The 13,365-nt window shown below is 57.4% G+C and carries 9 protein-coding genes; 7 read left to right on the top strand and 2 right to left on the bottom strand.

Annotated features, from left to right (window positions below; translation table 11 throughout):
* Positions 1 to 26: 26 nt before the first annotated feature.
* A complete protein-coding gene (locus tag AC0T7J_RS13745) occupies positions 27 to 2,876 on the top strand; it encodes a sensor domain-containing protein (protein ID WP_473794895.1) in 2,850 nt (949 codons plus the stop codon).
* A 26-nt stretch (positions 2,877 to 2,902) separates the two neighbouring features.
* On the opposite strand, the gene AC0T7J_RS13740 is transcribed toward AC0T7J_RS13745, so the two are convergent.
* Positions 2,903 to 3,967 carry a LacI family DNA-binding transcriptional regulator gene (locus tag AC0T7J_RS13740; protein WP_473794893.1) on the bottom strand — a complete coding sequence of 355 codons (1,065 nt, stop codon included), beginning with the start codon at positions 3,965 to 3,967 and terminating at the stop codon, positions 2,903 to 2,905.
* A 222-nt stretch (positions 3,968 to 4,189) separates the two neighbouring features.
* Between AC0T7J_RS13740 and AC0T7J_RS13735 the strand changes: the two genes are divergently transcribed.
* On the top strand, positions 4,190 to 5,500 hold the full coding sequence (locus AC0T7J_RS13735; RefSeq protein ID WP_031593879.1) for an MFS transporter: 1,311 nt from the start codon (positions 4,190 to 4,192) through the stop codon (positions 5,498 to 5,500).
* Between the two features lie 10 nt (positions 5,501 to 5,510).
* Positions 5,511 to 7,874, top strand: a complete 2,364-nt coding sequence (locus tag AC0T7J_RS13730) for a glycoside hydrolase family 31 protein (RefSeq protein ID WP_473794891.1) — start codon at positions 5,511 to 5,513, stop codon at positions 7,872 to 7,874.
* Between the two features lie 303 nt (positions 7,875 to 8,177).
* On the opposite strand, the gene ftnA is transcribed toward AC0T7J_RS13730, so the two are convergent.
* Positions 8,178 to 8,684 carry a non-heme ferritin gene (ftnA, locus tag AC0T7J_RS13725; RefSeq protein WP_010248984.1) on the bottom strand — a complete coding sequence of 169 codons (507 nt, stop codon included), beginning with the start codon at positions 8,682 to 8,684 and terminating at the stop codon, positions 8,178 to 8,180.
* A gap of 489 nt (positions 8,685 to 9,173) precedes the next feature.
* On the opposite strand from ftnA, the gene AC0T7J_RS13720 reads away from it, so the two are divergent.
* From AC0T7J_RS13720 to prfC, 4 genes are all read left to right on the top strand, one after another.
* Positions 9,174 to 9,842 carry a nucleoside recognition domain-containing protein gene (locus tag AC0T7J_RS13720; protein ID WP_473794889.1) on the top strand — a complete coding sequence of 223 codons (669 nt, stop codon included), beginning with the start codon at positions 9,174 to 9,176 and terminating at the stop codon, positions 9,840 to 9,842.
* Positions 9,832 to 10,305 (top strand): YjiG family protein, encoded by a 474-nt coding sequence (locus AC0T7J_RS13715; RefSeq protein ID WP_473794888.1) that lies wholly within the window; start codon positions 9,832 to 9,834, stop codon positions 10,303 to 10,305. The genes AC0T7J_RS13720 and AC0T7J_RS13715 overlap by 11 nt, the downstream gene beginning before the upstream one ends.
* A gap of 4 nt (positions 10,306 to 10,309) precedes the next feature.
* Positions 10,310 to 11,413 (top strand): M20 peptidase aminoacylase family protein, encoded by a 1,104-nt coding sequence (locus tag AC0T7J_RS13710; protein ID WP_473794886.1) that lies wholly within the window; start codon positions 10,310 to 10,312, stop codon positions 11,411 to 11,413.
* A 293-nt stretch (positions 11,414 to 11,706) separates the two neighbouring features.
* Entirely contained in the window at positions 11,707 to 13,293 is a 1,587-nt protein-coding gene (gene prfC, locus AC0T7J_RS13705) for a peptide chain release factor 3 (RefSeq protein ID WP_010671098.1), read from the top strand.
* Positions 13,294 to 13,365 lie beyond the last annotated feature (72 nt).

Here is a 13,365-nt window from a genome sequence, read left to right as displayed (position 1 = left end):
GGCTACAGAGCAGCAGGCTAATCACAATGGATAATAACTCTGATGTCATCTATCGCATGCTGGTACAAAGCGTGAATGATTACGCCATCACTATGCTAAAACCTGACGGTATCATCGGCAGCTGGAATCAGGGTGCTCAGCGCACGATAGGCTATACGCCAGACGAGATGATTGGCTGCAGCTTCGCCCGGTTGTATAGCGAAGAAGATCGCCGCCGGGGCCTGCCGCAGCGTGGACTGGATATGGCGGCCACTGCCGGACACCATGAAAGCGAAGGCTGGCGCTATCGCAAAGATGGCAGTGCTTTCTGGGCGCACGAGACGATCGACCCGATACGCAGTGACGCCGGTCTGCTGGTGGGATACGCCTGTATTACCCGCGACTGCACTCAGCAGCAGGAGCAGCAGCGCAAGGAGCGGGAGCAGGAGATGCGCTTCCGCCTGCTGGTGGAAGGCGTTACCGATTACGCCATCTATATGCTCGATCATGACGGTAACGTGGTGAACTGGAATGCCGGGGCACAGCGTGCCAAAGGCTATGTAGCAGAAGAGATTGTCGGCCAGCATTTTTCCCGCTTCTACAGCGCGCAGGATCGCCTGAACCGTGTCCCGGAGCAGAACCTGCAAACCGCTTATCGCACCGGCCGTTTTGAAGATGAGGGCTGGCGCTACCGCAAAGATGGCAGCGCCTTCTGGGCGCATGTGGTGATCGACACGATCCGCGACGATCAGGGCAAGCTGCTGGGCTACGCTAAAATCACCCGCGACTGCACCGAACAGCAGCGCGTCCGCAGCCAGCAACGGGAGCAGGAGCAGCGTTTCCGTCTGCTGGTTGAAGGGGTCACCGATTACGCCATCTATATGCTCGATGTCGACGGCGTGGTGGTGAACTGGAATGCCGGTGCGCAGCGTGCCAAAGGGTACAAAGCGGAGGAAGTGGTGGGTCAGCACTTCTCGCTGTTTTACAGCTCCCAGGAGCGGCTGAACCGCATCCCGGAAGCGAATCTCGGTATCGCGCTTAAGGCCGGCCGTTTTGAAGATGAGGGCTGGCGCTACCGTAAAGATGGCAGTGCCTTCTGGGCGCATGTGGTCATCGACGCGATCCACGATGATGACGGTAAACTGGTTGGCTTCGCTAAGATCACCCGCGACCGCACGGAACGCCGTGAGCAGGAGCAGCAGGTGCTGCGCGCCCGGGATCTGGCTGAAGCCCAGAGCACCCAGAAAACCGCGCTCTCTAAATTCCTGGATAACATCATCGCCAACATTCCCTCCTGCGTGATTGTAGAAGATGCGATCACCCGCGAGATCCTGCTGGTTAACGACCGCACTCAGCAGCTGTTCGGCCTGTCGAAATCGCTGATCGTCAACAAGCGCCCGCACGAATGTATGTCGCCCGAACTCAGCGATTACTTTAATAATCTGGCGGATGTTGCGCTGCGTAGTGAGGGCATGCATGAGCGTGAGCAGTTGCTGATGACCGCCAGCGGCGAACGCATTCTGCATACCCGCGCCACCGCGATTAATGGTCAGGATGCGCGACGTAACTACCTGATGCTGCTGGTGGAAGATGTCACTGACCAGCGCGCCGCTGATGCCCGTATTCACCATATGGCGCACCACGACAACCTCACCAGCCTGCCGAACCGCATTCTGTTCCGCCAGCGTCTGAGTGAAGCCCTGCGCACTGCCGGTCAGATACAGCGTCAGACCGCCGCGCTCTGCCTTGATCTCGATAACTTTAAAAATGTGAACGATGCGCTGGGCCATCAGATTGGCGACGAGTTGCTGCGCAGTGTGGCTAAGCGTCTGCGTAACGCGCTGCGCGATCAGGATACCCTGGCGCGTATCGGAGGTGATGAGTTCGCCATCGTGCTGCCTTCGGTGGCCAGTAGTGAAGAGGCGAGCATTGTGGCGCAGCGCCTGATTGAGGCGATTCGCCCGCCGGTCAACGTTGAAGGTCATAATCTGTCGGTCGGGCTCAGCGTGGGGATTGCGCTCAGCACCACCATCACCAATACGCCGGAGCAGCTGCTGCGCTGTGCGGACATGGCGCTGTATGAAGCCAAACGCAACGGCCGCAACCGCTATGAGCATTTCACGCTGGAGATGGACGATGTGGCACGCAGTCGACGCCTGATTGAAAACGATCTGCGCGATGCGATTAGCGGCGGGCATCTGCGGCTCTACTATCAGCCCATCACCAACGGCGATAACCGCACCATCATTGGCTATGAGGCGCTGATGCGCTGGCATCATCCGGTTCGTGGGCTGATCATGCCCAACGACTTCATCCCGATTGCTGAAGAGACCGGCCTGATTCATATGCTGGGGGCATTTGCGCTCTACGAAGCCTGCCGTGAAGCGGCGAGCTGGGAAGGGGAGCAGTCGGTCTCGGTCAACCTCTCACCGCTGCAGTTTAAAAACAGCTCGCTGGTGCCGGTGGTGGAAGGCGCGCTGAAAGAGTCGGGTCTCGATCCGGCGCGGCTGGAGGTTGAGATCACCGAATCGGTGCTGCTGGATGATTCGCTGGGTAATATCCGTACCCTGCAAAATCTCAAGGCGCTGGGCGTGCAGATTGCGCTGGATGATTTCGGCACCGGCTATTCGTCGCTGAGCTATCTGCGATCTTTCCCGTTCGACAAAATCAAAATCGACAAATCCTTTATCAATGATATGGGTGACAGTCGCGAGGCGCTGGCGATTATCCGGGCCATCACCGGCATGAGTCGCAGTCTGGATATCCAGATTACCGCCGAAGGGGTGGAGAGCGATGAGCAGTTCGCTAAGCTGCGCGATGAGGGCTGTACCCTGTTCCAGGGCTTCCTGTTCGGACGACCTCAGCCGTCGGAACTGCGGCTGAAAACGCTGGGTTAATCCGCGACGGATTAATCCATACCGGGTTAATCATAGAGGCCATGCTGCTGGACGGGCGCATGGCTGAGATTATCGCGAATGCGCCGCACCGACTCGCGCACCACCAGCCTGCCATTCAGCAGCAGGCTGCCGGTGGGCGTGCCGGGATTCAGACGCATCTCCTGCAACATTCTCACTGCCGCTGCGCCCAGCTCATCACGCGGCACCTGCACCGAGGTCAGCGGAATATCGTGGATAGCGGCCAGGTTAAAGCCATCCATACTCATCACCGAAATATCCTGCGGCACCCGCAGACCGGCCTGCGCCAGCGCAGTGACGGCACCCGCTGCAATGTAATCACCGCTGGCGAGAATCGCGGTCGGGCGCAGCGCATCAGGGCAGTGGCGCAGATATTCACTCAGCCGCTCCGCCGCTTCATTGCTGCTGAAGCTGTTCAGGGTCAGCAGATGCTGGCGGCTGTCAAACCGCAGGTTCATGGCATGCCAGGCGTCACGCACCCCCTGCAATCGCTGCTCCATGGTGTAGCGACGCAAGCAATGCAGCGACAGGATCTGCCGGTGTCCCTGCTCAAACAGATAGCGCGCTGAGTATTCACCAATCAGTTGATGATGGGGCGAGACCGACGGCAGGCGCATACGGCGATCGCGGGCGTTGATCAGTACGCAGGGTTTGTTCATCTCCGCCGCCAGCTGATGAATATGCTCATCATCAATGCCGATCAGCAGTGCCGCTTCGGTCTGCTGCATCTTGTCGATAAACAGCGCGGCATCACTTTCCACCTCTTCCAGCGGACAATAGCGCAGCCGCACCTCGTGCGGCTCCACCGCCTGGCTGATCCCCTGAATGACTTTGTAGTAGAAGATGTCACTGCGTACATCAAAGGCGCGGGGCGGGGCAAAGACCATCAGGTTATTCAGCAGCAGGCGACCGCTGTGCAGGTTGTTCAGCACGCCCTGTTGCTGCGCCACGGCCAGCACTTTGTCACGAGTGGCGGGCCGGGTGTTGGCTTTACCCGCCAGCACCCGTGACACCGTACTGATGGAGACGCCGCTGAGTGCCGCAATCTCGCTTACTTTCAGCCTTTGTTTCATTCTGTGATCGCCTTCAAATCTGCTGATGAAAAAATTTTCATAACCTGCTAAATCGCGTCAGATAAGCGTTTCAGTGCCATTTTCTGCCGGAATTCAGCCTGCCATGAAAAGCGTTGCAAAAAAGTGTCTGTACCCACGTTTCGCACTTTTCTAAGTTCGTTACAGGACACGCGGTACGCCAGCAGGCGGTGTGCGTCATCAATGGCAATCAGGAGTGGCACAATGAGCCTCGAATCAACAACCAAACCCATCAGTGCTTCCCGCACGGTGCGCGTGATTAAAAATTTACGCTGGTGGATGCTGGGAATGTTCCTGCTGGGTGTAACCGTCAACTACATCACCCGCAACTCACTCGGCATTCTGGCACCGGAACTTAAAAACAGTCTGCACATGACGACCGAACAGTACTCCTGGGTGGTGGCGGCGTTTCAGCTGGCCTATACCCTGTTTCAGCCAATCTGCGGCTGGCTGATCGATGTGATCGGACTGAAGATGGGCTTCCTGATCTGCGCGCTGATCTGGTCGGTGACCTGTCTGCTGCACGCCGGCGCGGGAAGCTGGCTGCATCTGGCGTTGCTGCGCTTTGTCATGGGCGCCTCTGAGGCGGCGGCAACGCCCGCTAACGCCAAAGCGATCGGTGACTGGTTTCCGAAAAAAGAGCGCCCGGTCGCGGCGGGCTGGGCGGGTGTCGGCTTTTCAATTGGTGCCATGCTGGCACCACCGATTATCTATGTCGCGCACATAACGTTTGGCTGGCAGGGCGCCTTCCTGCTGACCGGCGGGCTGGGGCTGCTGTGGGTTGGACTCTGGTGGTGGGGCTATCACTCGCCTGAGAGCCATCCTCGTCTCTCTGATGAGGAGCGCGCCTTTATTAATCAGGACAACGAAGCGATCGGGGAAAAACTGCCGTTCTTCACCGCGCTGAAAGTGATTGGTAAAGAGAAGAAATTCTACGGCATCGCTATTCCGGCTTTTCTGGCCGAACCGGCCTGGGCGGTACTGAGCTTCTGGGTGCCGCTCTATCTGGCCAATGAGCGCGGCATGGATCTCAAGCAGATCGTGATGTTCGCCTGGCTGCCGTTTCTGGCCGCCGACCTCGGCAGCGTCGCCAGCGGCTATCTGACCAAAATCTATGTGCGCTGGTTTGGTCTCACCCGCGTCAATTCGATTGTCGCCAGTTCGGTGACCGGCGCACTGCTGATGGTCTCACTGGCGCTGATGACGCTGGTAAAAGATCCCTGGCTGGCGATCGCCCTGATCTCCGTCGGTGGCTTCGGCCATCAGGTGATCTCCTGCATGCTGAGCGCGCTGGTGGTGGAGCGTTTTGATCGCCGCCAGATGGCCACGGTCAACGGCATGCGCGGCTCCTGCGCCTGGATCGCCAGCTTTATCTTCTCGCTGATTATCGGTGTCACCGCCGATACCATCGGCTTCAATCCGCTGTTTGTGGCGATGGGCTTCTTTGACCTGATTGGTGCCGTTTTCCTGGTGATGCTGGTCGCCGAACGCCGCCAGCGCCCTGCTAACCCATAAGGATATCGCGATGAAAACCCTGAAGAACTGGACGCTGCATCAGCAGGCCGATCACTTTGTTGAACTCAAGGTCGAAGATCGTCATTTCCTGCGGCTTTACGTGCTGGAGGATAAGCTGATGCGCGTGCTGCTGAAGCGCGACGGTGAGCTGGCGCTGAACCGCACCTGGAGCATTGCCCCTGTCAGCGACGTGCCCTGGCAGGGGCGTGACCGTGAAGCGCTGGATGGCTTTACGCTGCCGGCATTTAAGGTTGAACACGATGCGCAGCAGCTGCGCATCAGCACGCAACGGCTGCGTGTTACGGTACATCAGCCGCTCTGCCTGAGCTGGGAGCAGTTTGATGGTGAGAGCTGGCAGCCGCTGGCCGCCGATCGTCACACCGGTGCTTATCTGCTCAATGCGCACGGCGACGGGGTCGAGCACTATCAGCGTCGCCAGCCGCAGGATCGGGTTTATGGCCTGGGCGAGAAGAGCGGTGACCTGAACCGCGTTAACCGGCGTTTTGAGATGCGGAATCTCGACGCCATGGGCTACAACGCCGTCAGCACCGATCCGCTCTATAAACATATTCCGTTTACCCTGACGCAGCGCGATGGCGTCAGTTTCGGCCTGTTCTATGACAACCTGAGCAGCAGCTGGCTCGATCTGGGGAATGAGCTGGATAACTACCATCTCCCTTATCGACGCTACCGCGCCGAAGCGGGCGATCTTGATTACTACATGATGCTGGGCCCGACGCTGCTCGATGTCACCAAAGCCTTTGTGCGTCTGACCGGTCACACCCTGTTTCAGCCGAAGTGGAGCCTGGGCTACAGCGGCTCCACCATGCACTACACCGACGCGCCTGACGCACAACAGCATCTGCAATCCTTTATCCGCCTGTGTCGCGAGCATGAAATTCCCTGCGACTCGTTCCAGCTCTCTTCGGGTTACACCTCGATTAACAACAAGCGCTACGTTTTCAACTGGAACTACGACAAAGTCCCGAATCCCAATGCGCTGAGCGACGCATTTCATACTGCCGGAATGAAGCTGGCGGCCAACATCAAACCCTGCCTGCTGCAGGATCATCCGCGCTATCAGGAAGTGGCCGCACAGGGTCTGTTTATTCGTGACTCTGAGCAGGATCGTCCTGAGCGTTCGGTGTTCTGGGACGATGAGGGATCGCACCTCGACTTCACCCATCCGCAGGCGGTGCGCTGGTGGCAGGAAAATGTCACCCGGCAGTTGCTGGAAAAGGGCATCGATTCTACCTGGAATGACAACAATGAATATGAGGTGTGGGATGGCGAAGCGCGCTGTCACGGTTTTGGTCAGCCGATCGCCATCAAGCATATCCGGCCGGTAATGCCGTTGCTGATGATGCGCGCCTCAATGGAAGCCCAGCAGCAGTTTGCACCGGACAAACGCCCTTATCTGATCTCCCGTTCCGGCTGCGCCGGGATGCAGCGCTATGTGCAGACCTGGAGCGGCGATAATCGCACCAGCTGGCAAACCCTGCGTTACAACATCCGCATGGGACTGGGGATGAGCCTCTCCGGGCTGTTTAACGTCGGGCACGATGTCGGTGGCTTCTCGGGCGATAAGCCGGATGCCGAGCTGTTTGTGCGCTGGGTTCAGAATGGCGTGATGCACCCGCGCTTTACTATCCACTCCTGGAATGACGATCACACGGTGAATGAGCCCTGGATGTACCCGGAAGTTATGCCGATGATCCGCGAGGCGATCCGGCTGCGCTATCGCCTGATGCCCTACCTCTATAACCTGGCGTGGCAGGCCAGCGTGGAAGATGAGCCGATGCTGCGCCCGACCTTTCTCGATCACGAACAGGATCCGCTGACCTGGCAGGAGTGTGATGACTTTATGCTGGGGCGCGATCTGCTGGTCGCCAGCGTCGTGGAGCAGGGCGCGCGCAGTCGTGAAGTCTATCTGCCCCGTAACCGCGGCGGCTGGTATGACTGGCACAGCGGCAAGGCGTTTGCGGGCGGCGAGACCATTACGCTGGATGCGCCGCTGGATCGGCTGCCGCTGCTGGTCAGGGCCGGTGCGGTAATTCCGCTGGGCGAGTGCGAAAGCACCACCGATGCGCGGCGCGACACGGTGCGGCAATGGCAATTATGGCCTGCCCCCGAAGGCGTGCAGACACAAGGCGAAATGTTTGATGACGATGGCGAGAGCCACGGCTGGCAACAGGGTAATGCGCTATGGCTTCGCTGGACGCTCTGCAGCAGCGCCACGCGTATCGATCTGACGGTGGAAAAACATGGAGATTACCAGCCCGCCTGGCGGGAGATCGCGCTGTTACTGCCTGCGGGGGAAAGCCGTGAACTGTGGGTAAATGGCGAGAGAGCCGCGAGTTACCGGCTGGAATAGCGGTGCCGTGGTGGCAAAGCCTAATCAATCAGGTTTTGGGCAGCAACGCTTAAGTTCAGTTAGCAGGGAACAGGGGCAGAGGAGGAAAGTGTCCCGCGGCAGGGACAAAAGCGCCGGGAGCGCTTTTGAACAACGCAAAGCGTTGGCCCGTTTACGGGCGCACCTCATGGATGAGGTGCGTAATAGCGGGGGCCGAGTGTGACAGGGATGGAGGCTTTTGCGTCTTTCCGATCTGACCCTGTTTCCTGTGAAGGCACGATCTCACAGCGACCAGGCCTTCTACCTCAGTGGCCCCAACAGAAACTACTCTGCGTGATTCTCGGTGCTCATGCGGCCCAGATCTTTATCGACCAGGAACAGACCGTTGCCGCTGTTGCTGACCAGCGCCAGTTTATCCAGCACGGTTTTGAACAGCTTCTCTTCTTCATGCTGCTCAGCAACATACCACTGCAGGAAGTTGAAGGTAGAGTAATCCTGTGAGGTCATGGCGGCATGGGCCAGTTCATTGATTTTGCTGGTGATCAGCTGTTCATGCTCCAGCGCCTGCTGCAGAATTTCATTCAGCGAGGTGAAAGAGACTGGCGGCGCAGCGATGGTACCCAGCACCGGCATGCCGCCGGTATCGCTCAGGTAATCAAACAGACGCTGCATATGCTGCATCTCTTCGCGTGAATGCATCTTCAGGAAGGAAGCGGCACCCTCAAAGCCTTTGTCGCTGCACCAGGCGCTCATTTGCAGATAAAGATTGGCAGAGAAAAATTCCAGGTTCAGCTGGTCGTTTAAACGCCCAGTCATTTCAGCAGTCAGCATGGCCGAGTCCTTTTAAGAAGATGTTAAATAAACAGGTATAGTCGGTGAATTATGCATCAAATATGTTAGTAAAGCGAAGGCTTTTCCGCAAAAAAAGCCAATTTATCTGATTGATTTAAATAGAATTATTTCACAAATTGAATGCGAGCGATTCTCATTCTGCATCCCTCCCTGTCGGGCAACAAAATCACGATTTCAGCACCATGATAGTGCGCCCGGTCGCTATCCTGCTGGTGCAACCGCCGCTGAAGCTGGAGAAATAGCGGTCATCTGATGACGCGCCGGAAATATCACGTTGCCGTCAGGAAAAGATATTTCACAGAGCCATAACAGGTATGGCGTGGATTAAACGCCCGGTGGTGACAGCAGGGCCATTAATCATCGCGCGCCGATCGGCTCTGGCATAAATCATGCTTAGAACTCAGTTCCATATATTGAAACTTGCCACGGCAGGGAACAGGCGGCAAGCCAGGTTATCAGGAGAAAATAATGTCAGATGAGAGTGTGGTTAGTCCGGTAAAAATGACGGCGACCAAAGGCTGTTATGTCGCGTTAATTTTTGCCATCCTGTTTTTCTCAGGGTTGTTTTATAACGTCGAGGGTCTTTCATGGCTGGGCGCCTTTGACTTCACCACGCTGGGCGGCAGCTTTGGCACCATGAAAGATCCCGCCAGCAACACCTTCCTTGGCGCAGGCGGGCTCAGTGCCAAAGCGGGTTTCCTGTTTGCGCTGTCGCTGACGCCCACGGTGATGCTGGCGCTGGGCGTGCTGGAAATCTTCACCCACTACGGCGCGATTCGCGCGGCGCATCGGTTGCTGACGCCGCTGCTTAAGCCGCTGATGGGGCTGCCGGGCCACTGCGGTCTGGCGTTAATCACCGACCTGCAAAGTACCGACGCGGGCGCGGCTTTAACCAAAGAGATGGCTGACCAGAAACAGATCGGTAAAAAAGAGGTAGTGGTGATGAGTGCCTGGCAATATTCCGGTGCTGGCTTAATCAATAATTACTTCGCCATCGGCTCCGCGCTGTTCGCCTCAATGACGCTGCCGATTATTATTCCGCTGTTATTAATGTTCGTGCTGAAATTTGTCGGTGCGGCGATAACGCGCGCTGTGTTAAACAGTGTTTATAAGAAGGATTTCGCCGATGGAAAATAAAATCACGACCAGCAGTAATCCGTTTGATGTGTTTGTGACCGGCGCGCGTAAAGGCTTTCACATCGCCATTCACAACCTGATGCCAAATGTGGTGATGGCCTATGTGCTGGCAGAAGTGCTCAATCTGCTCGGCATCATGCAGTTTCTCGGGCACGTTTTTGCGCCAGTGATGGGGCTGTTCGGCCTGCCGGGCGAGGCGATTACGGTGTTGCTCACCGCCTGGCTTTCGTCGTCGGCGGGTACCGGCGTAGCGGTGAGTCTGCTGACTAAAGGGCTGCTGACCGGCGCGGATATCACGATTCTGGCCCCGGCGATTTTCCTGATGGGATCGCAGCTGCAATATATGGGACGGCTGCTGGGCGTGGCCGATGTGCCAAAAAATTACTGGCCGCTGCTGATGCTGGTGAGCATCATCAATGCGCTGATCGCAATGTCTGTTATGCGTCTGTTTATTCAGGAGTAACGCTGTGTCTGAGGTATTAGAGCATTACCACTATTTGCACGAAATTCCGGAGCTGGGTTTTCAGGAGGTGAAAACCTCGGCCTACATCGCCGATCAGCTGGAGAAAGCGGGCCTGAAGGTGACGCGCAATATCAATAACACCACGGGCATTGTGGCCGAGATCGACAGCGGTGTGCCGGGTCCGGTGCTGGCGCTGCGCGCGGATATGGATGCGCTGGGGCACATCATTGATGGCGTGCCGTGTGCGCGCCACACCTGCGGTCACGACGGTCACTCTTCGGTCGTGCTGACGGCGGCAACGGCGCTGCTGCAGGAGGGCGCGGTGAAACGCGGCCGGCTGAAGATCCTGTTCCAGCCCGCCGAGGAGCTGGGTGCCGGTGCGCTCTCAATGATCGAAGGTGGCGCACTGGATGATGTGGAGATGATTCTGGGATTCCATCTGCGTCCGCTGGAGGAGTGTGTGGTCGGCCAGGCGGTGCCTGCGGTGCTCTATTCAGCCTGCAGCACGCTGGAAGCGACTATCAAAGGCCAGCCCGCCCATGCGGCGCGTCCGCACCTTGGGGTGAATGCGCTGGATGCTGCCGTACAGGCGATTCAGGCGGTCAACGCCATCCACCTCTCGCCGGGCCTGACCTGGAGCGTCAAAGCGACCCGCTTCCTGTGCGATGCCGGTGTCACCAACTCAGTGCCGGATGAAGCCCGTGTAGTCTGGGATCTGCGTTCGCAGGAGAACGGGCCGATGACGCTGCTGAAAGAGCAGGTCACGCGCGCCATTACTCACAGCGTGGCGGCACTGGGTGCCAGTGCCGAGGTCCGCGTATTAAAAGAGATGCCCGCCGCCGAGATTGATGATGAAGCGACGGCGGTGATCCGCGCCGCGATCGTCGAGGTGCTGGGCGAAGAGGGTGCGCTGCCAACCCGAACCACGCCAGGCAGCGAGGACTTTTTCTACTATCCGGTGAAGCGTCCGGGTGTTAAAGCGGGCTTCTGGGGCCTGGGTACCAACCTGACGCCAGGGTTGCATCATCCCGACATGCATTTTGATCTCAACTCGCTGGAGATGGGTGTGCAGATCTTCAAAGCCTGCGTCAGAAAAGTGCTGGGATAACGGACGCGGGACGGATGCAGATCCGTCCCGCTTTGTTGCAGCATCCACCGTTCCCCGATTCTCCGCCCCTGAAATCCTGCCCCTCTCCCTGTAGGCCGCGCGCGCAAAATATTGTATGCTATGCCGCCTTAAAGCTGACCAGGTAACCGGAATTCACGCCAATGTAACGTCGCGCTGACCCGCCAACGATGAAAGATCGCTTTTGGCACCGTTTACCCGCCGGTAAGGTTCTGCCGGCCACCGTGATTTATCAGCAGCGCCAGTAAGTTGCGCTGCCTATTGAGAAGAATTCCATGTCTAATCCCTTTTTAGAAGAGGTGGCACGCCGCCGCACCTTCGCGATCATTTCGCACCCGGATGCCGGTAAAACCACCATTACCGAAAAAGTATTGCTGTTCGGACAGGCTATCCAGACCGCCGGTACGGTAAAAGGCCGTGGCTCAAACCAGCACGCTAAGTCGGACTGGATGGAGATGGAGAAACAGCGTGGTATCTCCATTACCACCTCGGTGATGCAGTTCCCCTATCGCGATAGCCTGGTGAACCTGCTGGATACCCCGGGTCACGAAGATTTCTCGGAAGATACCTACCGTACGCTGACCGCGGTTGACTGCTGTCTGATGGTGATTGATGCCGCTAAAGGCGTCGAGGATCGTACCCGTAAGCTGATGGAAGTTACCCGTCTGCGCGATACGCCGATCCTGACTTTTATGAACAAACTTGACCGTGACATCCGCGACCCGATGGAAGTGCTGGATGAGGTGGAAAGCGAGCTGAAAATTGCCTGTGCGCCGATCACCTGGCCTATCGGCTGCGGCAAACTGTTCAAAGGGGTCTATCACCTCTACAAAGATGAGACCTATCTCTACCAGACCGGTAAAGGCCACACCATTCAGGATGTCCGCATCGTGAAGGGGCTGAACAACCCGGACCTCGACACCGCAGTCGGTGACGATCTGGCGGCACAGCTGCGTGAAGAGCTGGAGCTGGTACAGGGCGCATCGCATGAGTTTGAGCAGGAAGCCTTCCTGAGCGGCAAACTGTCGCCGGTCTTCTTCGGCACCGCGCTGGGTAACTTTGGCGTTGACCATATGCTGGATGGCCTGGTGGCATGGGCACCGCGTCCGATGCCGCGTGACACCGACACCCGTACGGTTGAAGCGAAAGAAGAGAAGTTCACCGGCTTCGTGTTTAAGATCCAGGCTAACATGGACCCGAAACACCGCGACCGCGTGGCCTTTATGCGTGTGGTGTCCGGTAAATATGAAAAAGGGATGAAGCTGCGTCAGGTGCGCACCGGCAAAGATGTGGTGATCTCCGACGCCCTGACCTTTATGGCGGGCGACCGTTCGCACGTTGAAGAAGCGTATCCTGGCGATATCATCGGCCTGCATAACCACGGCACCATTCAGATTGGCGACACCTTTACGCAGGGTGAAAACATGAAGTTCACCGGTATTCCGAACTTCGCGCCAGAGCTGTTCCGCCGTATTCGTCTGCGTGATCCGCTGAAGCAGAAACAGCTGCTGAAAGGGCTGGTTCAGCTGTCGGAAGAGGGTGCAGTACAGGTGTTCCGTCCGGTGCATAACAACGATCTGATCGTGGGTGCGGTCGGGGTACTGCAGTTTGACGTGGTGGTCGCCCGTCTGAAAAGCGAATATAACGTCGAAGCGATCTACGAAGCGATCAACGTCTCGACGGCGCGCTGGGTTGAATGCAGCGACGCGAAAAAGTTTGAGGACTTCCAGCGTAAAAACGAAGTTAACCTGGCGCTCGATGGCGGTAATAATTTGACTTATATCGCGCCAACCATGGTTAATCTTAATATTACGCAGGAACGTTACCCTGACGTCCGTTTCCGCAAAACGCGCGAGCACTAATCGCCTGTTTCCGGGCCATTCCAGCTGGGAGTGGCCCTGTTTTCTTCCTTCCAGACTCCTCCTAAAAACCCC

This window comes from Pantoea sp. E956-1, from assembly GCF_982223955.1.
Note: the sequence above shows the minus strand (reverse complement) of the source record. Positions and strands in the feature narration are given on the sequence as shown.

What these genes read in the sequence shown, in the direction of transcription:
- AC0T7J_RS13745 (WP_473794895.1), top strand. Translation starts at nt 27, where the DNA reads ATGGATAATAACTCTGATGTCATCTATCGCATGCTGGTACAAAGCGTG.
- AC0T7J_RS13740 (WP_473794893.1), bottom strand. Translation starts at nt 3,967, where the DNA reads ATGAAACAAAGGCTGAAAGTAAGCGAGATTGCGGCACTCAGCGGCGTC.
- AC0T7J_RS13735 (WP_031593879.1), top strand. Translation starts at nt 4,190, where the DNA reads ATGAGCCTCGAATCAACAACCAAACCCATCAGTGCTTCCCGCACGGTG.
- AC0T7J_RS13730 (WP_473794891.1), top strand. Translation starts at nt 5,511, where the DNA reads ATGAAAACCCTGAAGAACTGGACGCTGCATCAGCAGGCCGATCACTTT.
- ftnA (WP_010248984.1), bottom strand. Translation starts at nt 8,684, where the DNA reads ATGCTGACTGCTGAAATGACTGGGCGTTTAAACGACCAGCTGAACCTG.
- AC0T7J_RS13720 (WP_473794889.1), top strand. Translation starts at nt 9,174, where the DNA reads ATGTCAGATGAGAGTGTGGTTAGTCCGGTAAAAATGACGGCGACCAAA.
- AC0T7J_RS13715 (WP_473794888.1), top strand. Translation starts at nt 9,832, where the DNA reads ATGGAAAATAAAATCACGACCAGCAGTAATCCGTTTGATGTGTTTGTG.
- prfC (WP_010671098.1), top strand. Translation starts at nt 11,707, where the DNA reads ATGTCTAATCCCTTTTTAGAAGAGGTGGCACGCCGCCGCACCTTCGCG.